Annotated in this window: 24 protein-coding genes and 1 pseudogene; 14 read left to right on the top strand and 11 right to left on the bottom strand. The window is 74.6% G+C overall.

The features are described 5' to 3' along the window. Positions 1 to 65: 65 nt before the first annotated feature. A pseudogene (locus ABTZ03_RS20890) lies at positions 66 to 467 on the top strand (thioredoxin family protein); the annotation flags it as partial. A gap of 98 nt (positions 468 to 565) precedes the next feature. Here ABTZ03_RS20890 and ABTZ03_RS20895 read toward each other — a convergent pair. Then, positions 566 to 1,555, bottom strand: a complete 990-nt coding sequence (locus tag ABTZ03_RS20895; RefSeq protein WP_350514521.1) for a helix-turn-helix transcriptional regulator — start codon at positions 1,553 to 1,555, stop codon at positions 566 to 568. Positions 1,556 to 1,666: 111 nt separating this feature from the next. Here ABTZ03_RS20895 and ABTZ03_RS20900 point away from each other — a divergent pair, with 111 nt between their 5' ends. The 4 genes from ABTZ03_RS20900 (at position 1,667) to ABTZ03_RS20915 (ending at position 6,203) form a co-directional block, all read left to right on the top strand. After that, complete coding sequence (locus ABTZ03_RS20900; RefSeq protein WP_350514522.1) at positions 1,667 to 2,401, top strand: alpha/beta fold hydrolase; 735 nt, start codon at positions 1,667 to 1,669, stop codon at positions 2,399 to 2,401. A gap of 129 nt (positions 2,402 to 2,530) precedes the next feature. After that, positions 2,531 to 3,976 (top strand): dihydrolipoyl dehydrogenase family protein, encoded by a 1,446-nt coding sequence (locus tag ABTZ03_RS20905; protein WP_350514523.1) that lies wholly within the window; start codon positions 2,531 to 2,533, stop codon positions 3,974 to 3,976. 214 nt (positions 3,977 to 4,190) lie between these two features. Next, complete coding sequence (locus ABTZ03_RS20910; protein WP_350514524.1) at positions 4,191 to 5,285, top strand: WD40/YVTN/BNR-like repeat-containing protein; 1,095 nt, start codon at positions 4,191 to 4,193, stop codon at positions 5,283 to 5,285. Positions 5,286 to 5,438: 153 nt separating this feature from the next. Beyond that, positions 5,439 to 6,203: a GNAT family N-acetyltransferase gene (locus ABTZ03_RS20915; RefSeq protein WP_350514525.1), complete on the top strand. Its 765-nt coding sequence runs from the start codon at positions 5,439 to 5,441 to the stop codon at positions 6,201 to 6,203. A 38-nt stretch (positions 6,204 to 6,241) separates the two neighbouring features. Here ABTZ03_RS20915 and ABTZ03_RS20920 read toward each other — a convergent pair whose 3' ends face one another. Further along, entirely contained in the window at positions 6,242 to 7,099 is an 858-nt protein-coding gene (locus ABTZ03_RS20920; RefSeq protein WP_350514526.1) for an EamA family transporter, read from the bottom strand. Positions 7,100 to 7,175: 76 nt separating this feature from the next. Here ABTZ03_RS20920 and ABTZ03_RS20925 point away from each other — a divergent pair, with 76 nt between their 5' ends. Beyond that, positions 7,176 to 8,042: a MurR/RpiR family transcriptional regulator gene (locus ABTZ03_RS20925; RefSeq protein ID WP_350514527.1), complete on the top strand. Its 867-nt coding sequence runs from the start codon at positions 7,176 to 7,178 to the stop codon at positions 8,040 to 8,042. 10 nt (positions 8,043 to 8,052) lie between these two features. Here ABTZ03_RS20925 and ABTZ03_RS20930 read toward each other — a convergent pair whose 3' ends face one another. After that, entirely contained in the window at positions 8,053 to 9,006 is a 954-nt protein-coding gene (locus ABTZ03_RS20930; protein WP_350514528.1) for a DUF4436 family protein, read from the bottom strand. Between the two features lie 182 nt (positions 9,007 to 9,188). Between ABTZ03_RS20930 and ABTZ03_RS20935 the strand changes: the two genes are divergently transcribed. After that, the gene (locus ABTZ03_RS20935) at positions 9,189 to 10,223 is read left to right on the top strand and encodes a LacI family DNA-binding transcriptional regulator (protein ID WP_350514529.1); all 1,035 of its coding nucleotides are present in this window, start codon (positions 9,189 to 9,191) and stop codon (positions 10,221 to 10,223) included. A 29-nt stretch (positions 10,224 to 10,252) separates the two neighbouring features. Here ABTZ03_RS20935 and ABTZ03_RS20940 read toward each other — a convergent pair whose 3' ends face one another. The 3 genes from ABTZ03_RS20940 to ABTZ03_RS20950 all read right to left on the bottom strand — a co-directional run bounded on the left by ABTZ03_RS20940 (position 10,253) and on the right by ABTZ03_RS20950 (position 12,629). Continuing rightward, positions 10,253 to 11,293 carry an endonuclease/exonuclease/phosphatase family protein gene (locus ABTZ03_RS20940; RefSeq protein ID WP_350514530.1) on the bottom strand — a complete coding sequence of 347 codons (1,041 nt, stop codon included), beginning with the start codon at positions 11,291 to 11,293 and terminating at the stop codon, positions 10,253 to 10,255. Between the two features lie 230 nt (positions 11,294 to 11,523). Next, on the bottom strand, positions 11,524 to 12,042 hold the full coding sequence (locus ABTZ03_RS20945) for a GNAT family N-acetyltransferase (protein ID WP_350514531.1): 519 nt from the start codon (positions 12,040 to 12,042) through the stop codon (positions 11,524 to 11,526). 98 nt (positions 12,043 to 12,140) lie between these two features. Next, entirely contained in the window at positions 12,141 to 12,629 is a 489-nt protein-coding gene (locus ABTZ03_RS20950) for a molybdopterin-dependent oxidoreductase (protein ID WP_350514532.1), read from the bottom strand. A gap of 400 nt (positions 12,630 to 13,029) precedes the next feature. Here ABTZ03_RS20950 and ABTZ03_RS20955 point away from each other — a divergent pair, with 400 nt between their 5' ends. Further along, positions 13,030 to 14,565 carry a PucR family transcriptional regulator gene (locus tag ABTZ03_RS20955; RefSeq protein WP_350514533.1) on the top strand — a complete coding sequence of 512 codons (1,536 nt, stop codon included), beginning with the start codon at positions 13,030 to 13,032 and terminating at the stop codon, positions 14,563 to 14,565. Here ABTZ03_RS20955 and ABTZ03_RS20960 read toward each other — a convergent pair. Beyond that, a complete protein-coding gene (locus ABTZ03_RS20960) occupies positions 14,547 to 14,951 on the bottom strand; it encodes a hypothetical protein (RefSeq protein WP_350514534.1) in 405 nt (134 codons plus the stop codon). The two genes, ABTZ03_RS20955 and ABTZ03_RS20960, sit on opposite strands and share 19 nt — an antisense overlap. Before the next feature lie 182 nt (positions 14,952 to 15,133). Between ABTZ03_RS20960 and ABTZ03_RS20965 the strand changes: the two genes are divergently transcribed. Beyond that, positions 15,134 to 15,505, top strand: coding sequence for a YciI family protein (locus ABTZ03_RS20965; protein ID WP_350514535.1), 372 nt, complete (start codon positions 15,134 to 15,136; stop codon positions 15,503 to 15,505). Between the two features lie 65 nt (positions 15,506 to 15,570). Then, positions 15,571 to 16,818 (top strand): RNA polymerase sigma factor, encoded by a 1,248-nt coding sequence (locus ABTZ03_RS20970; RefSeq protein ID WP_350514536.1) that lies wholly within the window; start codon positions 15,571 to 15,573, stop codon positions 16,816 to 16,818. Between the two features lie 107 nt (positions 16,819 to 16,925). Here the strand turns inward: ABTZ03_RS20970 and ABTZ03_RS20975 are convergent, their stop codons facing one another. Beyond that, the gene (locus tag ABTZ03_RS20975) at positions 16,926 to 17,393 is read right to left on the bottom strand and encodes a MarR family winged helix-turn-helix transcriptional regulator (RefSeq protein WP_350514624.1); all 468 of its coding nucleotides are present in this window, start codon (positions 17,391 to 17,393) and stop codon (positions 16,926 to 16,928) included. 125 nt (positions 17,394 to 17,518) lie between these two features. Here ABTZ03_RS20975 and ABTZ03_RS20980 point away from each other — a divergent pair, with 125 nt between their 5' ends. Further along, on the top strand, positions 17,519 to 18,301 hold the full coding sequence (locus tag ABTZ03_RS20980) for a dioxygenase family protein (protein WP_350514537.1): 783 nt from the start codon (positions 17,519 to 17,521) through the stop codon (positions 18,299 to 18,301). Between the two features lie 62 nt (positions 18,302 to 18,363). Here the strand turns inward: ABTZ03_RS20980 and ABTZ03_RS20985 are convergent, their stop codons facing one another. Beyond that, positions 18,364 to 19,011 (bottom strand): NAD(P)-dependent oxidoreductase, encoded by a 648-nt coding sequence (locus tag ABTZ03_RS20985; RefSeq protein WP_350514538.1) that lies wholly within the window; start codon positions 19,009 to 19,011, stop codon positions 18,364 to 18,366. Between the two features lie 117 nt (positions 19,012 to 19,128). Continuing rightward, positions 19,129 to 20,076 carry a GNAT family N-acetyltransferase gene (locus ABTZ03_RS20990; protein ID WP_350514539.1) on the bottom strand — a complete coding sequence of 316 codons (948 nt, stop codon included), beginning with the start codon at positions 20,074 to 20,076 and terminating at the stop codon, positions 19,129 to 19,131. A 106-nt stretch (positions 20,077 to 20,182) separates the two neighbouring features. Here ABTZ03_RS20990 and ABTZ03_RS20995 point away from each other — a divergent pair, with 106 nt between their 5' ends. The 3 genes from ABTZ03_RS20995 to ABTZ03_RS21005 are packed head-to-tail and all read left to right on the top strand — an operon-like array spanning position 20,183 to position 22,988. Next, complete coding sequence (locus tag ABTZ03_RS20995) at positions 20,183 to 20,947, top strand: SDR family NAD(P)-dependent oxidoreductase (RefSeq protein ID WP_350514540.1); 765 nt, start codon at positions 20,183 to 20,185, stop codon at positions 20,945 to 20,947. Positions 20,948 to 20,969: 22 nt separating this feature from the next. Further along, a complete protein-coding gene (locus ABTZ03_RS21000) occupies positions 20,970 to 21,401 on the top strand; it encodes a MerR family transcriptional regulator (RefSeq protein WP_350514541.1) in 432 nt (143 codons plus the stop codon). Between the two features lie 51 nt (positions 21,402 to 21,452). After that, the gene (locus ABTZ03_RS21005; protein ID WP_350514542.1) at positions 21,453 to 22,988 is read left to right on the top strand and encodes an AMP-binding protein; all 1,536 of its coding nucleotides are present in this window, start codon (positions 21,453 to 21,455) and stop codon (positions 22,986 to 22,988) included. Here the strand turns inward: ABTZ03_RS21005 and ABTZ03_RS21010 are convergent. Further along, positions 22,981 to 23,832, bottom strand: a complete 852-nt coding sequence (locus ABTZ03_RS21010) for a helix-turn-helix transcriptional regulator (protein ID WP_350514543.1) — start codon at positions 23,830 to 23,832, stop codon at positions 22,981 to 22,983. The two genes, ABTZ03_RS21005 and ABTZ03_RS21010, sit on opposite strands and share 8 nt — an antisense overlap. Positions 23,833 to 23,872: the final 40 nt, after the last annotated feature.

The following is a 23,872-nucleotide window of genomic DNA, read 5'->3' on the forward strand; positions in this document are numbered from 1 at the left end:
ATACCCCGGCGGGCATCACGGTTGTCCGGGGCGCATGACCCCGTACCCACCGCCTTCGGAAGGGAAGGATCCGCGAGATGAGCAACACGGTCGAGCTGACCAAGGAGAACTTCGACGACATCGTCCCCGGCCCCGAGGGCCAGGACTTCGTCTTCATCGACTTCTGGGCCGGGTGGTGCGGGCCGTGCCGCCAGTTCGCACCGGTCTACGAGAAGGCCGCGGCGCGCCACCCGGACCTGGTCTTCGCCAAGGTCGACACCGAGGCCCAGCAGGAGCTGGCCGCGGCGTTCGGCATCCAGTCGATCCCGACGCTGGCGATCATCCGCGAGGGCGTGCTCGTCTTCTCGCAGGCCGGCGCGCTGCCGGAGCCGGTGTTCGAGGACCTGATCGGGCAGGCCCGCCAGCTGGACATGGCCGAGGTCAAGCGCAAGGTGGCGGAGGAGCAGGCGGCCGAGGGCCAGGCCTGAGCGGTGCCGCACCGGGGCCCGGGGAGTGCCGACTCCCCGGGCCCTCTCCGTGCCCTCGCCTGGCCCTCTCCGGGCCCTCGCCGTGCCGGTTCCGTGGGTCAGGCCGGTTCGGCGGGGTCGGCCGGTTCCGCGGCCCAGTCGGTGAGCCGGGCCGCGAGGGCCCGGACCTCCGCCCGCAGTTCGGCGGGCTCCCGGACGGTGAACGGCCAGCCCAGGCCCGCCAGCAGCACCGCGAAACCGTCCAGGTGCTGCGCCCGGGCCCGCAACAGCACCCGGCCGTCGGCGAGTTCGGTGAGCGTGCCGACCACGGGCGGCAGCCGGCGGCGGGCCTCGGCCAGGGTGGTCGCCAGTTCCACCTCCACCCGGTGCCGCCAGGGCGTCGCCGCCAGCGACTCCACCACCCGCTGCACCGGGTCGAAGTCCTCGGGCGGCTCGAAACCGGTCTCCCCCGCCACCACCCGCTCGATCCGGTCCAGCCGGAAGGTCCGCAGCTCGCCGCTGCGGTGGTCCAGCCCCGTGGTGTACCAGCGGCCGGAGTGGAAGACCAGGCCGTACGGGTCGAACTCGCGCTCGCTCGGCCGGTCCTCGCGGTCCCGGTAGGCGAGCCGCACCCGGCGGCACCGACGGGCCGCCTCGGCCAGGGCGAACAGCGCGGCGGCCGCCGGGCTGGGGCCGGCCGTGGGCGCGGCGGACAGGCCGAGGGTCTGCTCGACGGCCGTGACCCGCTCGCGCAGCGGCGGCGGGAGCACCCGCTGGATCTTGGCGAGCGCGGTCTCGGCGGCCCGCTCCCCCACCGACAGGCCGGAACTGCGCCCGGCCAGCAGGCCGAGCACCACCGAGGCGGCCTCGTCGGGGCTGAGCATCAGCGGCGGCAGCCGGTAGCCGGGCAGCAGGCGGTAGCCGCCGTAGCGGCCGCGGTCGGCCCGGACCGGGATGCCGAGTTCGACCAGGCGGGCGGTGTAGCGGCGGATGGTCCGCTCGTCCACGTCCAGCCGCGCGGCCAGCTCGGCGCCGGTCAGGCCGGGGCGGTCCTGGAGCAGTTCCAGCAGCGCGAGCACGCGGCTGACCGGGTGTTCCGGACGTTCCATGGGGGCGCTCCTTCCGGGCCGACGCGCCGGTGAATCCGGGCGGGTTCCGTCCGGATCCGATCCTAGAGTCGGCGGTGACGGGGATCCCCCTCGCGGAAGGAGCGGTGCACCATGAGCACGTTCGTACTGGTCCCGGGGTTCTGGCTCGGCGCCTGGGCCTGGGACGAGGTGGCCGCGCCGCTGCGCGCGGCCGGGCACGAGGTCCACCCGGTGAGCCTGCCCGGGCTCGCCGAACGGGCGGGCGAGCAGGGCGACTTCGGGCTGGAGGAGCACATCGCGGAACTGACCGGGCTGCTGGTCCGCGCGGATCTGTGGGACGTCGTGCTGGTCGCGCACAGCGGCGCCTGCGCCCCGGTGGGCGGGGCCGCCGACCGGATGCCGGAGCGGATCCGCCGGGTGGTCCACCTGGACAGCGGCCCGCTGGCCGACGGCAGTTCGGTGTACGACGTCTGGCAGCCCGACTTCCGGGCCGAGGCCGACGCCACGGCGGTCGACGGCCGCCTCCCGATGCCCTCCTGGGAGTACCTGGCCGCCCACGGCTCCAGCATCGAGGGCCTGGACCGGGCCGCACTGGAGCGGATCCGCGCCCGGGTCACCCCGCAGCCGGTCGGCGCCTACCGGGACGCGCTGCGGCTGACCGGTGCCGGGGCCGCGCTGCCGCAGGCACTGGTCTCCTGCTCCTTCCCGCTCGATCAGGTCCGAGCGCTGATCGCCTCCGGGCACCCGTGGTTCGCCGGGATGGGCCGACCGAACTGGGAACTGCGCGAACTGCCCACCGGGCACTGGCCGATGTTCTCCCGCCCGGCCGACACGGCGGCGGTGCTGGCGGAGCTCGCGGCAATCTGACCCGGTCCGCGTGTTCGCCCGCGCGCGGACCCGTCCGCACCGCAGGATGGCGCAGGACGGGGCCCGCGCCGACGGCCGTCGAGGCGTCGGCGGCACGGGCCGAGCGCGCGACAGCACGGAGGACGGCCCATGACCAGCAGCACCGCCGAGGAGTACGACGTCATCGTCCTGGGCGCCGGCCCGACCGGCGAGAACGTCGCCGACCGGACCGTCGCCGCCGGGCTGCGCACGGTGATCGTGGAGGCCGAACTGGTCGGCGGCGAGTGCTCGTACTGGGCCTGCATGCCCAGCAAGGCGCTGCTGCGCCCGGCCGCCGCGCTGACCGACGCCCGCACGGTGGCCGGTGCCCGGGAGGCGGTGGGCGAGGGCCGACTGGACGCGGCGGCCGTGCTGGCCCGGCGGGACTCCTTCGCCTCGCACTGGAAGGACGACGGCCAGGTGCAGTGGCTGCGGGACACCGGCATCGAACTGGTCCGCGGCCACGGCCGGCTGGCGGGGGTGCGGACCGTCACGGTGGAGGCGGAGGACGGCAGCGAACGGCTGCTCACCGCCCGGCACGCCGTCGCCGTGTGCACCGGCAGCCGGCCGGTGCTGCCCGCCGACGTGCCCGGGCTGGCGGAGGCGCACCCGTGGACCAACCGGGAGGCGACCGGCTCGCCGACCGTCCCCGGGAGGCTCGCGGTGGTCGGCGGCGGGGTGGTCGGGGTGGAGATGGCCACCGCCTGGCGGGCGCTCGGCTCCGAGGTGGTGCTGCTGGTGCGCGGCGACGCGCTGCTGCCGCGGCTGGAGCCCTTCGCGGGCGAGCTGGTGGCGGACTCGCTGCGGGAGGCGGGCGTCGACCTGCGCTTCGGCACCGAGGTGACCGCGCTGGAACGGACCGGGGGCGCCGGTCCGGTGGCCCTCACGCTCGGCGACGGCGGACGGCTGACCGTCGACGAGGTGCTGTACGCGACCGGCCGGGCCCCGCGCACCGCCGACATCGGCCTGGAGCAGGTCGGGCTGCGGCCGGGCGGCTGGCTGGAGGTGGACGACAGCTGCACGGTGCGGGGCGTGGACGGCGAGTGGCTCTACGCGGCCGGGGACGTCAACCACCGGGCGCTGCTCACCCACCAGGGGAAGTACCAGGCCCGGATCACCGGCGCGGTGATCGCCGCCCGCGCCCAGGGGCGTGCGCTGGACACCTCCCGCTGGGGCGCGCACTCGGCGTCCGCCGACCTGGCCGGCGCGCCCCAGGTGGTGTTCACCGAGCCCGAGGTCGCGGCCGTCGGGCTGACCCTGGCCGGGGCCGAGCGGCTCGGGCTGCGGGTCAAGCACGTCGACCACGAGATCGGCGCCGTCGCCGGGGCCTCGCTGTACGCCGACGGCTACCGCGGCCGGGCCCGGGTCGTCTTCGACCTGGACCGGGAGGTGATCGTCGGTGCCTGCCTGGTCGGCCCGGCCGTCGCCGAACTGCTGCACTCGGCGACCGTCGCCGTGGTCGGCGAGGTGCCGATCGACCGGCTCTGGCACGCCGTCCCCGCCTACCCGACGATCAGCGAGGTGTGGCTGCGGCTGCTGGAGGGCTGCCGGGGCTGACCGCGGCGCCCAACGGCTGGCCCCGGCCGACCCCGGCCGACCCCCGGCCGACCCCCGGCCGACCCCCGGCCGTCCCCGGGCCGACCGCCGCTGTCCGAGTGAGCGGCGCGGCGAGATGTGACCACCGGTGGACGGCGGGACACTGGCGGTGGGGCGCCTCCGGTGCGCCCCGAGGGGGCCGTCCGGGGGGCCCGATCCGTAGGTGGTGTGAGGCATGACCGAGGTGCTGTTGGCCGTCGGAACCGAGAAGGGACTCTTTCTCGGCCACAGCCGCGACCGGCTGGACTGGGAGTTCAGCGGGCCGCACTTCCCGATGAACGCGATCTACTCCGTCTCCATCGACCGCCGCGGCGACCGGACCAGACTGCTGGTCGGCGCCGACAGCAGCCACTGGGGCCCCTCGGTGTGGCGCTCCGACGACTGCGGCGCCAGCTGGTCCGAGCCGGCCCGGCCGGCCATCCGCTTCCCGGAGTCCACCGGGGCCTCGCTCACCCGGGTCTGGCAGCTCCAGCCCGCCGGACCGGAGGCCCCCGGGGTGGTCTACGCGGGCACCGAACCCGCCGCGCTGTTCCGCTCCACCGACGGCGGCGAGACCTTCGCCCTGGTCGAGTCGCTCTGGAACCACCCCCAGCGGCCCGAATGGGGCGCCGGCTACGGCGGCCAGGGCCTGCACACCATCCTCACCGACCCGCGCGACCCGCAGCGGCTGCTGGTCGCCGTCTCCAGCGGCGGGGTCTACCGCAGCAAGGACGGCGGCGAGTCCTGGGCGCCCGCCAACACCGGCCTGCGCGCCGAGTTCTTCCCCGAGGAGCGGCAGTACCCCGAGTTCGGCCAGTGCGTCCACAAGATCGCCCCGGACCCGGTCCACCCCGACCGGCTCTACCTGCAGAACCACGGCGGCGTCTACCGCAGCGACGACTGGGGCGGCAGCTGGCGCTCCGTCGTGGACGGGCTGCCCGCCGAGTTCGGCTTCGCCATCGCCGCCCACCCGCGCCGGGGCGACACCGCGTACCTCTTCCCGCTCGGCGGCTCCGACGACCGGATCCCGCCCGGCCACCGCTGCCGGGTCTTCCGCACCACCGACGCCGGCACCAGCTGGCAGCAGCTGGCCAACGGCCTGCCGGGCGAGGACCACTACGGCATCGTGCTGCGGGACGCCCTGCGCACCGACGACGCCGAACCGGCCGGGATCTACTTCGGCAACCGGACCGGCGACGTGTACGCCAGCCGCGACGAGGGCGAGAACTGGTCGCTGCTGGTCTCCCACCTGCCGGACGTGCTCTGCGTCCGCGCGGCGGTGGTGAGTTGAGCGCCGGCGGGCGGCGAGGCCGGCGGGCCGGCCGGCACCGCAGCCGCCGGGCCGCCGGTCGTCGGACCCGCTGATCGAAAACCTGTTGCCGGAACGCTCCGGTTCTGGTGAGCATGGGCCGCCGACGAACGAACTCGTGAAGTGGGGTGGGCCATGCCCGAAACCGACTGGGTGGTCAGGTACGACGGAAGCGGCGCGGCGGTGCTGCGCTTCCAGCAGGGCGAGCGGGAGGGACGCCCCTGGGCCGACCTGCTGGAGCTCGTGGACGACTCGCTGGACGCGGCGGGCGCGGCGGAGTTCGTCCGCGCCGAACTGCCCGGCTGGGTGGTGTCCGGCCCCCCGGAGCTCGGACTCCGGTTGCTGGAGGACGGCGCGCGGAAGCTGCGGCACGCCCACACCTTCCGGCGTGACCTGCGCGCCGACCCGCCGCCCGCCGACTGGGCCGGGGCGCCGCTGCGCGAGGGCCTGCGGGCGGTGCCCTGCGACCGCGCGCCGGAGGAGCTGCTGGAGTCCTGGCGGGCCGCCTTCGACCCGGCCCACGTGGACCACTTCCACGGCGACGACACCCAGGCCCTGGCCGAGCGGATCGGCCCGCTGCTGGCCGGTCGGGCCATCGGCCCGGTGCTGCCGTCCAGCCTGCTCGCCGTGGACGCCGAGGACCGGGTGGTCGGCGGCGCCGTGCTGACCGACCGCAACGGCCTGCCCTGGGTCGCCGAGGTCTTCCGCCACCCGCAGCGCGGCTACCGCGGCCTCGGCGCCGATCTGCTGCGCCGGGCGATCGCGGACGCGGCCGGGCACGGGGTGGCCGACGTGCAGCTGGCGGTGTCCGAGGGCAATCCGGCCCGCCGGGTCTACGAGGCGCTGGGCTTCGTGCTGCTGGAGACCTCGCTGACCGTGATCGTGCCGGACGCGGCCTGAGGGTCGGGCGTACAGCGCCCGGGGCGCCCGGCCGGGGCTCACGGCCGGGCGAGCTCCAGGACGGCGATCCCGCCGAGGACGGTGAACGCGGCGGTCAGCCGCAGCCGGCCGAGGCGCTCCCGGAACACCACCGTGGCGATCAGCGCGGCGATCACGATGCTGGTCTCGCGCAGCGCGGCGATCGTCGCCAGATTGCCCCGGGACTGTGCCCAGACCACCAGGCCGTACGCCGTCAGCGAGAGCACCCCGCCGAGGATCCCGACCGGCAGCACCGGGCGCACCCCGGTGAGCAGGGTGCGGCCGCGCCGGGCCCAGACCACCGCCACCAACGCGGGCCCCTGGAGCAGGAACAGCCAGGCCACGTAGCCGCCGACGGTACCGGCGTGCCGGACACCGCTGCCGTCCAGCACGGTGTACCCGGCGATCATCACACCGGTGCCGGCGGCGGCCCCGAGAGCGGGCAGCTGCGCCCGCCCGGGTATGCCCTGGGCGAAGGCCAGCCCGATCAGGCCGCAGGAGATCACCACCACGCCCGCCAGCTCGCCCACCCCCAGGTGCTGGCCGAGCAGCACCACCGACAGCAGGGCGACCAGCAGCGGCGCCGAGCCGCGGGCGATCGGGTACATCTGCCCGAAGTCGCCCAGCTGGTAGGCCTTCAGCAGCAGCACCGTCGAGACCGTCTGGACCGCCGTGGAGGCCAGCAGGTAGGGCCAGGCCGCGGCGGCCGGCAGCGGATTGACCGCGACCAGCACCAGGGCGCAGGCGGTGTAGGTCAGGTTGATCAGCGCGAAGCCGACCATCTTGTCCGGGATCCGGTGCGCCAGCCCGTTCCACACCGCGTGCAGCACGGCGGCCGCGAGCACGACCAGCGGCACCGCCGCCCCGTTCTCCGACATGGCGAAGCTCCCCTCCCCGTCGGCCTGCCGGGAATTCCGGCAGGCTTGGAATCGGATTCCACGCTACCCTAGGTCCATGGAAGAGCGTTCCGAATTTTTCACGCCCCTGGAATCCCGGCTGGCCGCGCAGATCCGGGCCCGGCTCGGCGAGCTGCGCGGCACCGAGGCGAGGGTCGCCCAGGTGGTGCTGGACCGGGGCGGGGATCTGGTGCACCTGAGCGTCAGCGACGTCGCGGCACTGGCCGGGACGGCCCCCTCCTCGGTGGTCCGGGCCTGCCAGCGGCTCGGATTCCGCGGCTTCCAGGAGCTGAAGATCGCCGCCGCCCGGCACGCCCCCGCCGCCCCCGCCCCGGCCACCGACGCCGACGACCCGGCGGCCCGGGCGCTCACCGACACCCTGCGCGCCGCCCGGGAGGCCCTGGACGGGATCACCGCCACGCTCGGCCCGGACGACCTGCGGGCGGCCGCCGACCTGCTGAACGACGCCCCCCGGGTGCTCCTGGTCGGCACCGGGCTGTCCGGCGCGGTGGTGCTCGACCTCGCCTACCGGCTGCGCGCGCTCGGCCTGCCGGTGGACGCCCCGGCCGACTCGATGACCGCCCAGCTGGTGGCCGCCGGACTGCCGCCGGGCGCCGTCTGCCTGGCCGTCAGCCACTCCGGCGCCACCCGCAGCGTGGTGGACACCGCCCGGGCGGCCCGGGCGGCCGGGGCCGAGGTGCTGACGCTCACCAGCTACGCCCGCTCGCCGCTCACCGAGACATCGACCTGCGTCCTGGTCGCGGGCGGGCAGGACCTGGTCTTCGGCCTGGAGACCACCGCCAGCCGGCTCGCCCACCTGGCCGCGGTGGACGCGCTCACCCAGACCCTGCTGGCGCTGCGCGGGCCGCGCGCGGAGCAGTCCCTGCGGCTCGCGGCGGACGTCTGCGCGGACTACGTGTACTGACCGGCCGGCCTCAGGTGCTGGGCCGGTGGGCGCCCTCGACCCGGGCGCCGCGCACCACGACCATGGTCAGGCCCACCGCGACCAGCAGCTCCGCCCAGAAGAACGCCGCGTAGTCCAGCAGCGAGCCGATCGGCGGGCTGCCGGGCGCCGCGTTGCGCATCCCGACCAGGGCGAACAGGGTGGCCGCCATCCAGCTCAGCGCGGGCCAGACGATCCCACGCCGCTGCCGGACGATCAGCCAGGCCGCCACCAGGACGGACATCGCCAGCGCCCACATCGCCGCCATCATGAACCAGGCCAGGATGTAGGTGCTGCGCGAGCGGTCGATCTGCTCGGTGACCGCGATGCCGAGGCCCTCGGTCTCCTTCTCGCCCTGGGTGAACGCGAAGAACGGGTCGGCCTCCTGGATCCCGATCATCACCGGGGCGGGCTTCCCCCCGACGGTGGCCCGGAAGCCGATCGGCGCACGGTAGCTGTCGAAGGGGTAGTCGGTGACCCGCCCCTCGGCCAGGTTGAACGACACCAGGGTGGAGGCGATCGGCTGGCCGGCCGGGTACTTGAGCAGGGTCTGTTCGAGCGAGGTGGTCTCCAGCACCACGTCCTGGGCCGGGATCAGCTGGAGGCCGGGCGTCGCCAGGGCGCCGTGCGGCTGCACCAGGACCTTGGCGGCGACCGACTGCGCGGCCGCGTCCACCCGCTGGAGCACCACGTCGACCTCCAGGAAGTCCGCTCCGGAGGTGTTGCCCACCACCTGGGAGCGACTGCGGTTGGAGCGCTCGTTGGCGTAGAGCAGCAGGCCGGCGGTCACGGACAGCACGATCGCCACCACCACCGCGTACGCCCGCCAGGGCCGGACCTTCGGCCGGGTGGCGCTGGCGGCGCGCACCCGGGCGTGGATGCGGACCCGCGAACGGGTGGTCGGGCGCAGGGGCCGGGTGGTCCGGCGGCGCGGCGGCGTGCTCATCGACCTGCTTCCACGGTCGGCGGCGGCGGCACCCGCTGCCGCCCGTCCCGCCAGCGTCGGCACGCTACCACCCCCGCCGCAACCGGGTCGGGCCGGTCGGGTGCGCCTCCGGGGCCTCCCCCGAGGCCTCCCCCGAACGCGGAAAACACGCTGGTCGGAGGTGCTGTGTAGGCTCACTGGTCATGGCGAGGGTGACACGGGACGATGTGGCGCGGGTGGCGGGGACGTCCACGGCGGTCGTGAGCTATGTGATCAACAACGGGCCGCGGCCGGTGGCGGCGGCCACCCGGGCCCGGGTGCTCGCGGCGGTGGAGGAGCTCGGCTACCGGCCCAACCGGGTCGCCCAGGCGATGGCCCGGCGGCGGACCGACCTGCTCGGGATGGTCGTGCCGGACGCCCGCCAGCCCTTCTTCGCCGGGCTGGCGCACGCCGTGGAGCAGGCCGCCGCCGAACACGGCCGACTGCTGCTGATCGGCAACTCCGACTACGCCGACGAGCGCGAGGCGCACTACATCCGGGCCTTCCTCGGGATGCAGGTGGACGGCCTGATCCTGGTCACCCAGGACCCGGCCGCCCCCGGGCTGACCGGCTTCGACTCGGCCGACGGCACCCCGGTCGTGCTGCTGCACCACCGTTCGGAGAGCGCCGACGGGGTGGCCGTGGTGGCGGACGACGAGGGCGGCGCCCGCGAGGTGGTCCGCCACCTGCTCGGGCACGGCCACGCCGAGGTGCACTGCTTCGGCGGCACCCTGGCGCTCAGCCCGCTCGACCCGGTCAGCGGGCGGACGGCCGGCTGGGCCGAGGCACTGGCCGAGGCCGGGCTGTCCACCGACGGCCGGCTCGCCCCGGCGCCGTTCGACCGGGTCCGGGCGCACGCCGAGGCGCTCGTCCTGCTGGGCCGGCCGGACCGGCCGTCCGCCGTGTTCTGCGCGACGGACGACCAGGCGATAGGCCTGCTGCGGGCCGCCGACGACCTGGGCATCCGGGTGCCGGAGGACCTCGCGGTGGCCGGTTTCGACGACATCGCCGAGGCGGTGATCGCCGGACCGGCGCTGACCACCGTCACCACCGCGCAGGACGAGATGGCCCGGGCCGCCGTGGAGCTCGTGCTCGGCGGACCGGAGCGCCGCTCCGCCGGGGCCCGGACCTTCCCGGCCCGGCTGGTGGTGCGGCGCTCCTGCGGCTGCCCCGCCGAGCCCGCGCTCCGACGGGCCTGATCCGCGGTTCGGCACGCCGGGGCGGCGCGTCAGTTCAGCTGGAAGCCGGCCTCGACCGGGTAGTGGTCGCTGGGCGCGTTGGTGTCCAGCTGGCCCGGCGCCCACCCCGCCTGCGGGTCGAAGTCGATCTTCACGTTGGACATCGAGGTCGGCACCGGACGGCCCGGGGCGTTGAGGTACCCGATGTAGTCGAGGTCGTCCCGGTAGTCGACCGGGAAGGTCTCCACGCCGGCCATGTACTGGCACCAGGAGGAGACCGGGCAGTCCATGGTGGTGCGGGCCTGGTTCGGGTCGGTGGCCGGGGTGCCCAGGACGCCGTTCACCGCGTTCTGGGCGTTGGTGTAGTCGCCGCGGCCCTGGCCGTGGAAGTACTCGACGTTGAGGTCGCCGCCGATCAGCACCGGGGCGCTGCTGCCGACGATCCCGTCGACCCAGGCGCGGATCTCGGCGAGCTGGCCGAGCCGGGTGGACTGGGTGGTGTCGGTGGAGGTGTCCGACTCGTCGGCCTGGAGGTGGGTGCCGACGACCCAGGCGGTGCTGCCGTTCTTGGTCACCTTGACCAGCGCCGCGCCCTTGTTGGCGTGGTAGTCCCAGGTGCCGTAGGTGGAGTTGCTGAAGACGTGGGCGTACTGGGCGCTGATCGGGTACTTGGAGAGGATCATCGTGCCGCCGTTGATGACGAACCACGAGTTGGAGCAGTTGCCGCTGACGCCCGTCCAGCCGCCGCCGGAGCAGACCCCGCCGACCACCGGGGTGCGGTACGGGTAGAGGTCCGCGAGCTTGCTGTTGATGTCGGCGGTCGAGCTGTTGTTGAACTGCTCGTCCAGCACGACCACGTCGGCGTTGTGCTGACGGACGATCTGCTCGATCACCGGGGTACGGGTGGACGCCCGCTCGTTCTGGGTGGCGTCGACGACGGCGGTGCCGAGGTCGACGTTGAACGCGAACACGGACAGCGTGGTGGGGCTCGCCGTGGTGCCGGCGGAGGCGCTCGGGGCGGCGACGCCGCCGAGCAGCAGTGCGGCGGCGGCCGCCGTGGTGAGGGCGGTGGCCGTACGACGCGAGAGCATGGGCGTTCTCCTGGGTCCGTCAATCCGGTGGGGCCCGGACCGGCCGGGGTGACCGGCCGCCGGGGATTGGCGGGGGAACGCTAGCTACCGCCCGGTACGACGGGAAGAACGCCAGGCGATCAGTTCCGATCGCTCCTGTGGCGACGAGGTGTCTGTACAGCTCAGGGCCATCGGCTGACAAGATGTCTGTACACCCTTGCACCCGGCACCGACGGACGGGCGGGGCTCCGTCAGCCGTCCGACAGTTCGTCCGCAAGCAGGTCCATCAGCAGGTTGTCGTGCCAACTGCCGTCCGGACCGCGCTCGTACTGGCGCATGGTGCCGACCGGGCGGAAGCCGACCTTGGTGTAGCAGCGGATCGCGGCGGTGTTGTCCGCGGCCGGGTCGATCACCAGCCGGTGGTAGTGGTGGTCGTGCACCAGGTGCCGGGCCATGGTGCGCACGGCGTCGGTGCCCAGGCCCAGACCGTGCACCGAGGGTTCCAGGTAGACGTCCATCCCGGCGTGCCGGTACTCGTCGTCGTTCTCGGCGTACCACTGCACGGCGCCGACCACCCGGCCGCCCAGCTCGATCGCGAAGGTCTCGGTGTCGGGGGAATCCAGATCCCGGGCGACCTCGTCGAGCAGGTCGTCACCGCCCCGCCAGCGGGCGAACACCTCGGGCGTGCTGCGGATCGCCACCAGCGCCGGGATGTCGTCGGCGGTGGCCGGGCGGAGGGTGACCAGGGTGCCGTGCAGAATCGTCCCCATATGGGGCATGTTGGCACGGAAAACCGCCCCGGGCGAGCGGTTTTTCTCCGGGCCCCGGCCCGCCGCCCTGCCCAGGCCCCGGCCCGCCCCGCCCGGCCCTAAGGGGTCGGGGCCGGTTCGGGCCGGTCGCCGAGCGGGCCCAGCCAGACGGCGGTGACGGCGCTGACGTAGCGGGCGCCGCAGTGGTCGTCGGGGACGACCAGCTGCGGGCCGGCGGCGTCCAGCGGGGCGCCGTCCATGCTGGTGGCGAGCAGGATCCGGCGGCCGCCGAAGTCCGGGTCGATCTCGGCCCAGGAGACCACCGCCCGGTGGCCGTCGGCGCCGAGCACGTCGAGCAGGAAGCGCAGTCGCTGCTTGCGGCCGGAGAAGTCGATCCGGGGCCGGGCGGCGAGCAGCACGTCCAGCAGGGCCGGGCCCTCGTAGCCGTGGTGCTGCTCGCCCTCGGTCCGGCAGTCGAAGCTGACCTCGACCCGGTGCGCCGGGAGGGCGCGCAGTTGCTCGACGGTCAGCTCGGCCGGCTCGTCGAGGTGGCCGAGCAGCCGGACGGTGGGCGACGCCGAGGTCGCACCGGGTCTCGCCGGGGTCATGGCGCTCCTCCCGCTCCGCTCCCGGGCCGCGCCGCTGCGGCCCGGGATGAGGACTACCCGAGGGGGAGCTCCGGCATTCGCAGTTGCGGTCCTGAATGCCGGTATTCATCCGCAGCTGCCATGGTGTTTGCGCCCATCGGCTCGCAGGTGCGGCGCCGGTCACGGGGCGCGCCGGAGGAGAAGGCTCGGCGCGCCCCGCACACCGAGTGAAGCAGTCGGGCAATCGGGCGGACCACTGGTTCCGCACACCGGCCGCAGGGGTCTCCACTGGATGATCGGACAAGAAGATTCACGGTCGCCCTCCTGGCATTTACGATGCCAATGCGCCGACAGCCCTCTCATCTGCGGGAGTGGCGAAGGCGACGCACCAAGGCGACACCCGGGCGAGAGCGAGCAAGAGATGATCGTCGGCGACCTGCTGCACCTCGACGACCTGTCCATCCGACTGGCCTGGGGCACCCCGGACCTGCTCGACCGCCCGGTCACCGGCGTCAGCTCCACCGACCTCCAGGACCCGGCCCGCTACCTTCAGCCCGGCGAGCTGGTGCTCACCGGCCTGGTCTGGTGGCAGCCCGCCGACGCCTCCGGCGCGCTGCGCTTCGCCACCGCGCTGCGCAGCGCGGGCGTCGCCGCGCTGCTGGCCGGCGAGGGCACCCACGGCAGCATCCCGGACGGCCTGGCCGAGGCCTGCCGCACCCATGGCATCCCGCTGCTCGCGGTGCCCGCCGGGGTGAGCTTCCGGGCCGTCACCGACCGGGTCTACCTGCGGCTCTGGGGCGACCTGCGGGCCGGGGCGCAGGACACCGCGGCGATCCCGGAGACTGTCCGGAGCGAACTGCTCGACCTGGTCCGCACCGAGGCCGGCCCGGACGAGGTGCTGACCCGTGCGGTCGGCCGGCTCGGCCTGCCGGACTGCTCGATCAGCACCGCCGGCGGACGACGGATCGCCCGCTCCCGGCCCGAGGCGTCGACCGGTGCCTCCCCGTCCGACGGACCGGTCGGCCGCGGCGGGCCCGGGCTGCCGGTCGGCCCGCAGGACGGCTCCCCGTTCGACGGCTGGCGGCTGCGCACCCACCCGCACACCCCGGGCGCGGAACCGGCGCTCCAGGGCCTGGCCGAGCTGCTCGCCCCGCTCGCCACCCGGGCCCGGGCCGCGGCCGGTGCCCGGCGGCGGGCCGCCGGACGGCTGCTGGACGCGCTGGTCGACGACGGCGGGCTCGCCGAACCGCTGGCCGGCTGCGGGCTGGGCGGAGCGGGGTCGCTGACGGCGGTCACCGCACGGATCGAACCCGGCCGGACCGGCGACGAGGTGCCCGCCGACTGGGCCGCGCACGCGCTGGCGGAGGCGCTGCACCCGCTGGGCGTGCCGTACGCGGCCGGCACCGACCGCACCGGGCGCGGCTCCGCGCTGGTGGCCGCGCCCGCCGAGCGGGTCACCGAGCGGCTGCGCCGGGCCCGGCCCGCCCTACAGGCCCGGCTGACCGGTCGGCGCACCCTGCGGATCGGCGTCGGCCCGGCCGCCCCGCCCACCGCCGGGGCGCTGCGGGCCGCCCTGGTGCAGGCCCGGTACGTACTGCCGGACCCGGCCGGACCGGTCGGCAGCGCGACCGAACTGGACACGCTGGCAGGGCTGTTGAGCGGCATCCCGGCCGAGGTGACGGCCGCCTTCCACGCCCGGCTGCTGGCCCCGCTGACCGCCCACGACGAGGAGAACAGCGTCTCGCTGCTGGGCACCCTGGCGGTGTTCCTGGAGCACGACGGCTCCTGGGCGCGGACGGCGGAGGCGCTCCATCTGCACGTCAACACCGTGCACTACCGGATCCGCCGGATCGAGGAGCTGACCGGACGCAACCTGGCCCGGCTGCGGGACCGGCTCGACCTGCGGGCGGCCCTGCTGTGCGGGCCGGCGGCGGCCGGTCAGGCCCCCACCGGCTGAAGCACCTGGCGGACGTACTTCGTGTAGAAGGGCTCGCAGCCGATCAGCACGGTGGACTCGCCGTCCCGGCACTCGACCACGTCCCAGTTCCTCCTGACCGCCGCCGGGTCGCCGGTGCGCCACCTGCGCACCTCGACCGTCTCCAGGCCGTCGACCGGCAGCTGTCGGGCCCGTACGTCGGCCTCCCGGACCGGCGAGAACGCGAGCGCCGTGAGCGACAGGTGCAGGAACGCCGCCTCCGGGCGGCAGTACGGCCGGGTGCCGACGACGCAGCCCCCGAAGACCAGCACCCGCCCCTCCTTGAAGAGTTGTCCGTGCGACTGCGCCGACCCCGTCGACGTCGGCCCCAGCGCGGCCGTCAGCACGTCGAGAATCTCCCCCAGCATCTCCCGCTCCCCTCCACCGCTTTCGTGTTCGAACCATTCGATCACGGGTGGCCCGGCCCGGGGGCCCGGTTCGGAAGGCGGCGGAAAGATGTTCCGTGCCGGGTGTCGATCCGGCGCCGGCCCGTTCGACGCAGGGGTGAGCGGCCGGGGAGAGGCCCCGTCCGCACGACCGAGGAGTCACCATGCCGCGCTTCATGACGCTGATCCGCATCGACGAGAACGCCCGGGACGGCTGGGAGCCCGACCCCGGGTTCGAGCAGCGGATGGGGGCGCTGTTCGAGGAGATCACCAAGGCCGGGGTGATGCTGGAGACCGCCGGGCTGACCCCGACCGCCCAGGCCACCCGGGTGTCCTGGACCGACGGGAAGATCGGCTACACCGACGGGCCGTTCACCGAGACCAAGGAGGTCGTCGGCGGCTACGCCATCCTGCAGTGCAAGGACAAGGCGGAGGCCCTGGAGTGGACCCGGCGCTTCCTGCAGACCCACCCGGTGCACTGGCCGGTCGAGGCCGAGGTCCGGCAGATCGACGAGCTGCCGCAGCCCCCTCGGTAGCGGCGGAGACGCCCGCTGACGGCCGTGGCGCTCGTTGCCTCCCGCTCCGTCGGCTGCTCTGATGGGTGGCCGTGACGGAGAGGGATGCCACGGCGACCGTGGAAGCGGTGTTCCGGATCGAGTCCGCGCGGATCATCGCCGCGACCGCGCGGATCGTCCGGGACCTCGGACTGGCCGAGGAACTGGCGCAGGACGCGCTGGTGGCCGCGCTGGAACAGTGGCCGCGCGACGGCGTGCCGGACAGCCCGGGCGCCTGGCTGACGGCCACCGCCAAGCGGCGGGCGATCGACCTGGTGCGCCGCCGGGAGGTCTACGCCCGCAAACTCGCCGAGGTGGGACGGGCGTTGGAGGACGCACCGGAGCCGGAGCCGATGGAACCGGCCGGGCCGGACGACATCGACGACGACCTGCTGCGGCTGATCTTCACCGCCTGCCACCCGGTGCTGTCGGCGCAGGCCCGGATCGCGCTCACCCTGCGGCTGCTCGGCGGGCTGACCACCGCCGAGATCGCCCGCGCCTTCCTGGCACCGGAGCCGACGGTGGCGCAGCGGATCGTCCGGGCGAAGCGGACCCTGGCCAAGGCCGGGGTGCCGTTCGAGGTGCCGTACGGCGAGGACCGGGCGCAGCGGCTGTCCTCGGTGCTGGAGGTCATCTACCTGATCTTCAACGAGGGTTACTCGGCCACCGCCGGGGACGACCTGCTGCGCCCGCAGCTGTGCGAGGACGCACTGCGGCTGGCCCGGGTGCTGGCCGCGCTGGTGCCCGCCGAGCCGGAGGCGCACGGGCTGGCCGCGCTGCTGGAGTTCCAGGCCTCCCGGACGGCCGCCCGGACCGGCCCGGACGGGCGACCGGTGCTACTGGCCGAGCAGAACCGGGCCCGCTGGGACGGGCTGTTGATCCGGCGCGGCTTCGAGGCCTTCCAGCGGGCGGGCGGCGGTCCGTACTCGGTGCAGGCCGCGATCGCCGCCTGCCACGCCCGGGCGCGCCGGTACGAGGACACCGACTGGGCGACGATCGCCGCACTGTACGGGCGACTGCTGGTCCTGACGCCCTCGCCGGTGGTGGCGCTGAACCGGGCGGTGGCCGTCTCGATGGACCAGGGCCCGGCCGCCGCACTGGAGTTGGTGGACGCGCTGGCGGCGGAGCCGGCCCTGCGGGAGTACCACCTGCTGCCGAGCGTGCGGGGCGACCTGCTGGCCCGGCTGGGGCGGACGGCGCAGGCGCGGGCGGAGTTCGAGCGGGCGGCGGAGCTGACCCGCAACGAGCGGGAGCGGGAGCTGCTGCGGGCGCGGGCGGCCTCGTTGGGCGAGTAACCGGCTTGCGCGAGTGGCCGACCTACGCGAGGGGCCGACCTGCGTGAGCAACCGGCTTGCGCGAGTGGCCGACCTGCGCGAGTGGCCGACCTGCGCGGGTGGCCGGTTTACGGGGTGTCGTCCTGGCGCAGTCGGGCGCTGACCGTGCCGAGGGCCTCGGCGAGGACGGCGAGCTGTTCGCGGGTGAGTACGTCGATCAGCAGCTCGCGCACCAGGGCGACGTGCCCGGGGGCGGCCCGGCGGATCATCTCCCGGCCCTGGTCGGTGAGTTCGGCGAAGACGCCGCGCACGTCGCTGGGGCAGGAACGGCGGGCGACCAGGCCCATCCGCTCCAGCTGGGTGACCTGGTAGGTCAGTCCGCTCTTGGAGGTGACCAGCTTGTCGGCGAGTTCGGTCATCCGCAGCGAGTCGCCGGGGGCGGCGGACAGGTGCACCAGGATCTCGTACTGCTGGTGGGAGAGGCCGGAGTCGTCCTTGAGCTGGCGCTCCAACCGCCGGTTGAGCAGGTTGCTCGCGACGACGAAGCCCCGCCAGGCGGCCATCTCGTCCTGGTCGAGCCAGCGGGGTTCGTTCAATGAGGACATGGGTGAAGCCTACTCCTGTTGTTCAAATTCGAACGAAGGTGTAGCGTTTTCGGGAGAGGTTCAAATTTGAACTATCGGCCCGATCCCCCGCAGCCCGATCCCTTGAGGAGGACGCCATGAGCGCCGCGGCCCCCGAGCGCATGCCCGCCCTGTACCTGTCGCACGGCGCGCCGCCGCTCGCCGACGACCCGGTCTGGCCGGGCGAACTGGCCGCCTGGTCCGCCGACCTGCCGCGCCCCAAGGCCGTCCTGATGGTCTCCGCCCACTGGGAGGAGGCCCCGCTGGCCGTCGGCGCCGTCACCACCGTCCCGCTGGTCTACGACTTCTGGGGCTTCCCCGAGCACTACTACACCGTCCAGTACGCCGCCCCCGGCGCGCCGGAGCTGGCCGAGCGCGTGCGCAAGCTGCTGCGCGCCCCCGGCACGCCCGTCCAGGACATCCCCGACCGCGGGCTCGACCACGGCGCCTACGTGCCGCTGGTGGAGATGTTCCCGGAGGCCGACATCCCGGTGCTGCAGATCTCGATGCCCACCCTCGACCCGCAGCGGCTGCTGGAGATCGGCCGCCGGCTCGCCCCGCTGCGCGAGGAGGGCGTGCTGATCATCGGCAGCGGCTTCTTCACCCACAACCTGCGGGCGCTCAGCAGCGACGGCCGGATCAGCTCGGTGATGGCCGAGTTCGACGACTGGGGCCGACGCGCCCTGGACGCCCAGGACCTGGACGCGCTGCTGGACTTCGAGCACAAGGCCCCGGCCGGACGCCTGGCCCACCCGCGCACCGAGCACTTCGCCCCGCTGTTCGTCACCCTCGGTGCCGGCGAGGCCGACCTCGGCAGCCAGCGCAGCGTGATCGACGGGTTCTGGATGGGGCTGGCGAAGCGGTCCGTCCAGCTGGGCTGAACGGGTGAGCACGAGCGCGGCGGTCACCGGCAGCGGCACGGGTGGTCACCGGGCGCAGGCGGTCACAGGGCGCAGCAGGTGAAGCGCTCGCCGATGTGCTCGGGCTGCTCGATCTCGTCCACCAGGGCGACCGCGTAGTCCGGCACCGAGATCCGGCTGCGGCCCGAGGCGTCGAACAGCAGCTGCTCCAGGCCGGTCCGGTAGCGGCCGGTCCGCTCCCCCGGGCCGATCTCGGCCGCCGGGCTGAGCACCGTCCAGCGCAGGTCGGAGACCGTCCGGTAGTAGTCCAGCGCCGCACCGTGGGCGTGCATGATCTGCAGGATCGGCTCCGCCAGGCCCGGGGCGTCCCAGACCCGTACGCCCGGCGCGGTCTCCAGACTGCCCGCGCCGCCGACCGCGAGCAGCCGGGGCGCGGCATCGGCGAGCGTGCGCAGGCCCGCCACCAGTGAGCGGGCGGCGGGCTCGATCAACGCCAGGTGGCCCGGGCCGTCGCCGCCGCCGACGGCGCTCACCAGGGCGTCCCGGCCGGCCGCCACCCGGGCCACGTCGGCCGGGTCCAGCACGTCGCCGCGGACCACGGCGACGGCCGGGCCCCGGTAGTGCTCCGGGTCGCGGACCACGGCGACGACCTCGTGTCCGCGGGCCGCCGCCTCCGCGACGACGGCGCTGCCGATGGTCCCGTTGGCGCCGATCACGGCGATTCCGGCCATGGGGTACCTGCCTGGTGCTCGGAGGCATCGCCTCGTTGGGATCAGACAGGGTCGATTATCGGCCGGACCTCCGCCGACGGCCCGGGCGAGCGCGGACGGGGCTCGGGTCTGCGGGGCTCAGGCGGCGCCGGTGGCGATGCGCTCGGCCTGGCTGCGCTCGATGCACAGCTCGTTGCCCTCCGGGTCCGCCATGGTGACCCAGCCGGTGCCGTCCGGGCGACGCAGGTCCGCGACGACCGTGGCGCCCAGTGCGAGCAGGCGCTCGACCTCCTCGTCCCGGCTGCGGTCCTGCGGCTGGAGGTCGAGGTGGACCCGGTTCTTCACCGACTTGGCGTCCGGCACCTTGATGAAGAGCAGATCGGCGCCGGCGGACTTCACCACGGCCTCCGGGTCACCCGGGTTGTCGTCCTCGCCCACGGTGCCGTCCAGCACCTTCGCCCAGAAGTCCGCGAGGGTGAACGGGTCGTCGCAGTCGATCGTCACGTGTCGTACCAAGGAAGCCATGCCGCCCACTCTCACGGGTGCCGTTCGGTCGTGTCCAGCCCTTTTCCGGGAGTGCAGATGACCGTCCAACGGGTACGGCGGGAAGGCCGGAAGGATCCTCGCGAAGGGATAGCCGCTCTTCTCCGCGACCCGGCAGGAGGCGTCGTTGTCCCCCTCGTGCAACAGGTCGAGCCGGAGCAGGCCGTCCTCGGCGAAGGCGTCGAAGGCCCAGGCGGTGAGCCCCTCCACCGCGCGCGGGGCCACGCCCCGGCCGCGCGCCGCGGCCGCCGTCCAGTAGCCCACCTCGGCGTGCTCCGCGCCCGGGGTGCCGCGCTTGAGCACCACGTTGCCGACCAGTTCACCGGCCTCCAGGACGGCGAAGGCGTACCGGAGGCCGGCCGCCCAGCCCTGGTACTGCACGTCCAGCCAGCGCGCGGCCTGCTCGGCATCGTCCACCGGGGTACGGGTGTAGCGGCGCAGCGTCGCGTCCCGGTAGGCCTCGATCAGGGCCGGGGCGTCGGCGTCCTCGAAGGGGCGCAGCAGCAGGCCGTCGGCGGTCGGACGGGTGGTCAGGCGTTTCACAAGTGGTCTCCCCCGCTGGTTCGTTGCGATCTCTACGGACGACGGGCGGGTGCCCCGCGGTTGCGGCTTGACCCTGACGCTGGCGGCAGGGTCGGAGAGTGGCCCCATGAACGAGCAGAACGCAGTGACGGAGCGGGTCGTGGTGGTCACCGGGGCCGGGACGGGGATCGGACGGGAGACGGCGTGGGCCTTCGCCGCCGGGGGCGCCAGGGTGGTGGCGGTCGGGCGCCGGCCCGGGCCGCTGGCGGAGACGGCGGCCGCGCACCCGGGGCTGATCGAGCCGCTGGTCGCCGACATCACCGGGCCGGACGCCCCGGAACAGGTCGTCGGAACGGCCCTGGAGCGGTACGGACGGCTCGACGTCCTGGTCAACAACGCCGGCATCGTGCACAGCGGCCAGCACCTCGGCGGCTTCCACCGGGCCGGTATCGAGGCACTGCTGTCCACCAACCTGGTCGCCCCCGTGCTGCTCGGACAGGCCGCGGTGCCGGCCCTGACCGAGAGCCGGGGCGTGGTGGTCAACGTCAGCACGGCCGTCGGGCAGCGCGGCTGGCCCACCAACTCGGTGTACGCGGCGGGCAAGGCCGCACTGGAGACGATCACCCGCAGCTGGGCGGTGGAACTCGCCCCGCGCGGCATCCGGGTGGTGGCGGTGGCGCCCGGCGCGATCGACACCCCGATCGGCGAGCACTCCGGGTACAGCCCGGAGCAAACCGCGGCTCTGCGCGCCTGGCAGCTGGCGCAGACCCCGCTGGGCCGGATCGGCCGACCTGCCGAGGTGGCCTGGGCGATCACCCAACTCGCGGCGCCGGAGGCCTCGTTCGTGACCGGCGTAGTCTTCTCGGTGGACGGGGGCGCGCTGGTGGCCTGAGCGACGGACGAGGCGGGCAGCGGTGCGGATCGGGGAACTGGCACGGCGGACGGGCAGCACCGCCCGGGCGCTGCGGCACTACGAACAGGCCGGGCTGATCACGTCCGATCGGGCGGCCAACGGCTACCGGGAATACGCGGATCCGGCGGTCGCGCGGGTGCGCAACATCCGCTCCCTGGTCGCCGCCGGGCTCACCCTGGACGATCTGCGGCCGCTGCTCGGCTGCCTGGACGGGGACGTGCTCTCCCAACCGCCGTCCGAGCAGGTACTGGGGATCGTCCGGGAGCGGCTGGCGGTGCTGGAGCGCCGGATCGCCGCCCAGACCGAGGCCCGGGACCGGCTGGTCGCGGGCCTGGCGGCGGCGGGTGCCGCCGCTTCGGCGGGTGCTGCGGGTGCTGCGGCTTCGGCGGGTGCTGTCACGGGTGCTGCTGCGGGTGCTGCTGCGGAAGGGTGACACCCCCGATCGGGGGTGTGCAGGGGGCTGGCCGGAGAGGACAGTGGGCGCATGCAGATTCCACTCTCCGTGCTGGACTTCCTCGACCGGGCCGAGCTGGTCTACGGCGACCGGGTCGGCATCGTCGACGAACCCGAGCAGCCGGCCGAGTCCTGGGGCGGGCCGAGCTACCGGCGGATCGCCGAACTCGCCCGCGCCCAGGCCGCCGGACTGGACCGACTCGGCGTCGGGCCGGGCGAGCGGGTCGCGATCGTCTCGCACAACTCGGCCCGGCTGCTCACCTCCTTCTTCGGGGTGAGCGGGTACGGCCGGGTCCTGGTGCCGGTGAACTTCCGGCTGCGGGCCGAGGAGGTCGCGTACATCGTCGAGCAGAGCGGCGCCTCCGTCCTGCTGGTCGACCCCGAACTCGCCGACGCGCTGCACGGGGTGGTGGCCAAGCACAAGTTCACGCTCGGCGCGGACAGCGACGCCCTGCTGTACGACTTCGCCAACCAGCCCCGCCGATACGCGATCTCCGAGAACGACACCGCCACCATCAACTACACCAGCGGAACCACCGCCCGCCCCAAGGGCGTTCAGCTCACCCACCGCAACGTGTGGCTGAACGCGACACTGATGGGCCTGCACTACGGCGCGAGCGACCGGGACGTGTACCTGCACACCCTGCCGATGTTCCACGCCAACGGCTGGGGCCTGCCGTTCGCACTCACCGGCCTCGGCGCCCGGCACATCGTGCTGCGCAAGGTGGACGGCGCGGAGATCCTGCGCCGGGTCGAGCGGCACGGGGTGACCTTCCTGTCCGGCGCACCCGCCGTGGTGCAGATGGTGCTGGACGCGGCGGCCGACTGGGACGGCCCGGTGCCCGGCCGGGACCGGGTGCGGATGATCGTGGCCGGCGCGCCGCCGCCCACCTCGGTGGTGCAGCAGGTCGAGGAGCGGCTGGGCTGGGAGTTCATGCAGCTCTACGGGCTGACCGAGACCGCCCCGATCGTCACGGTCAACCGCTCGCGCGCCGAGTGGGACGCCCTGCCGACCGCCGAGCGGGCCGAGAAGCTGGTGCAGGCCGGCGCCCCGGCGCTCGGCACCCAGCTGCGGGTGGACGCGTCCGGCGAGGTGCTGGTGCGCTCCAACACCGTGCTGGCCGGCTACTGGCAGCAGCCGGCGGCGACCGCCGAGGCGCTGCGCGACGAGTGGTTCCACACCGGCGACGGCGGCACCCTCACCGACGGCCAACTGTCCATCTCGGACCGGAAGAAGGACGTCATCATCAGCGGCGGGGAGAACGTCTCCTCGATCGAGGTGGAGGACTGCCTGTACGGCCACCCGGCGGTGGCCGAGGTGGCCGTGATCGGGGTGCCGCACGAGAAGTGGGGCGAGACGGTCAAGGCGCTGGTGGTGCTCCGGGAGGGCCAGGAGCCCGTCACCGAGGCGGAGTTGATCGCGCACTGCAAGCAGCGGCTGGCCGGCTACAAGTCGCCCACCACGGTGGAGTTCCGGGACGCGCTGCCGCGCACGGCCACCGGGAAGCTGCAGAAGTTCCGGCTGCGCGAGCCGTACTGGAGCGGGCGGGAGCGGCAGGTCAACTGACGAGTCCGGATTCCCGTGCGGTGAGGGCGAGTTCGGTGCGGTTGCGGACACCGAGCTTGTGCATCGCGGACTTGAGGTAGCCGGTCACGGTGTTGCAGGTCAGGCCCAGGTGGGCGGCGATCTCCGGGTTGGTCCGGCCGGTCGCCGCCCAGCGCAGCACCTCGTGCTCGCGCGGGGTCAACGGCCTTGCGGGGGCGGGCCGTACGGGGGCCGCCGGCCGTACGGGGGCGGTCGGTCCCGGGTTCTCCTTGCTCCAGGCGGCGGCCCCGGCGAGCGCCCGGGTGGCGGTCGCGGCCAGCTTGCCGACGGCGGAGATCCGGACGTCCCCGAACGGCACCACGGCGCGCAGCGAGGCGTACACCACGCCGTGCACGGTGTCGCCGTCCAGCAGCGGGACGGTGAGCATCGCGTACAGGTCGTCGGCGGCCACGGCCGCGTCGTAGTGGTGCGAAATGGTCGTCGCCGCACGGTAGTCGGGCACCCAGCTGGGTGCGCGCTCGGCCAGCGCCCGGCCGCCCAGGCCCAGCCCGGCCGGGACGGCCAGGTCGTGCAGCAGGTCGGCGCGGGTGCCCGCCCAGTGGCGCAGCACCATGCCGTCCTCCCCGGCGCGGGCGCCCGGCAGCGGCTCGGGCACGCCGACCAGGCCGACGTCGGCACCGCACTCGGCCACCACCCGGCGGGCCAGGTCGCCGAGCACCGCGTCCCGCACCAGTTCGGCGGCGCGGGCGGCGAGTTCGGGGTCGTCGGCCGGTGCCGTGCCGACGGGTCGCACGGTGCTGTCGGCGGATCGCGCGGCGGCATCGGCCGGGTGCGCAGCGGTGAGGGTGTCCGCGGCCCTGGTCATCGCGGAATTGTCACACGCGGTGGAGCCGGTGGCGAGACCT

This window comes from Kitasatospora sp. NPDC096077 (assembly GCF_040303245.1).
GTDB lineage: Bacteria > Actinomycetota > Actinomycetes > Streptomycetales > Streptomycetaceae > Kitasatospora.

Bases quoted from the DNA above. Each gene is read 5' to 3' on its own strand.
- ABTZ03_RS20900 (WP_350514522.1), top strand. From the start codon at position 1,667: ATGAGCACGTTCGTACTGGTCCCGGGGTTCTGGCTCGGCGCCTGGGCC.
- ABTZ03_RS21005 (WP_350514542.1), top strand. From the start codon at position 21,453: ATGCAGATTCCACTCTCCGTGCTGGACTTCCTCGACCGGGCCGAGCTG.
- ABTZ03_RS20930 (WP_350514528.1), bottom strand. From the start codon at position 9,006: ATGAGCACGCCGCCGCGCCGCCGGACCACCCGGCCCCTGCGCCCGACC.
- ABTZ03_RS20945 (WP_350514531.1), bottom strand. From the start codon at position 12,042: ATGGGGACGATTCTGCACGGCACCCTGGTCACCCTCCGCCCGGCCACC.
- ABTZ03_RS20925 (WP_350514527.1), top strand. From the start codon at position 7,176: ATGGAAGAGCGTTCCGAATTTTTCACGCCCCTGGAATCCCGGCTGGCC.
- ABTZ03_RS20940 (WP_350514530.1), bottom strand. From the start codon at position 11,293: ATGCTCTCGCGTCGTACGGCCACCGCCCTCACCACGGCGGCCGCCGCC.
- ABTZ03_RS20985 (WP_350514538.1), bottom strand. From the start codon at position 19,011: ATGGCCGGAATCGCCGTGATCGGCGCCAACGGGACCATCGGCAGCGCC.
- ABTZ03_RS20915 (WP_350514525.1), top strand. From the start codon at position 5,439: ATGCCCGAAACCGACTGGGTGGTCAGGTACGACGGAAGCGGCGCGGCG.
- ABTZ03_RS20980 (WP_350514537.1), top strand. From the start codon at position 17,519: ATGAGCGCCGCGGCCCCCGAGCGCATGCCCGCCCTGTACCTGTCGCAC.
- ABTZ03_RS20935 (WP_350514529.1), top strand. From the start codon at position 9,189: ATGGCGAGGGTGACACGGGACGATGTGGCGCGGGTGGCGGGGACGTCC.
- ABTZ03_RS20895 (WP_350514521.1), bottom strand. From the start codon at position 1,555: ATGGAACGTCCGGAACACCCGGTCAGCCGCGTGCTCGCGCTGCTGGAA.
- ABTZ03_RS20920 (WP_350514526.1), bottom strand. From the start codon at position 7,099: ATGTCGGAGAACGGGGCGGCGGTGCCGCTGGTCGTGCTCGCGGCCGCC.
- ABTZ03_RS20995 (WP_350514540.1), top strand. From the start codon at position 20,183: ATGAACGAGCAGAACGCAGTGACGGAGCGGGTCGTGGTGGTCACCGGG.
- ABTZ03_RS20910 (WP_350514524.1), top strand. From the start codon at position 4,191: ATGACCGAGGTGCTGTTGGCCGTCGGAACCGAGAAGGGACTCTTTCTC.
- ABTZ03_RS20960 (WP_350514534.1), bottom strand. From the start codon at position 14,951: ATGCTGGGGGAGATTCTCGACGTGCTGACGGCCGCGCTGGGGCCGACG.
- ABTZ03_RS20950 (WP_350514532.1), bottom strand. From the start codon at position 12,629: ATGACCCCGGCGAGACCCGGTGCGACCTCGGCGTCGCCCACCGTCCGG.
- ABTZ03_RS21010 (WP_350514543.1), bottom strand. From the start codon at position 23,832: ATGACCAGGGCCGCGGACACCCTCACCGCTGCGCACCCGGCCGATGCC.
- ABTZ03_RS20905 (WP_350514523.1), top strand. From the start codon at position 2,531: ATGACCAGCAGCACCGCCGAGGAGTACGACGTCATCGTCCTGGGCGCC.
- ABTZ03_RS20955 (WP_350514533.1), top strand. From the start codon at position 13,030: ATGATCGTCGGCGACCTGCTGCACCTCGACGACCTGTCCATCCGACTG.
- ABTZ03_RS20965 (WP_350514535.1), top strand. From the start codon at position 15,134: ATGCCGCGCTTCATGACGCTGATCCGCATCGACGAGAACGCCCGGGAC.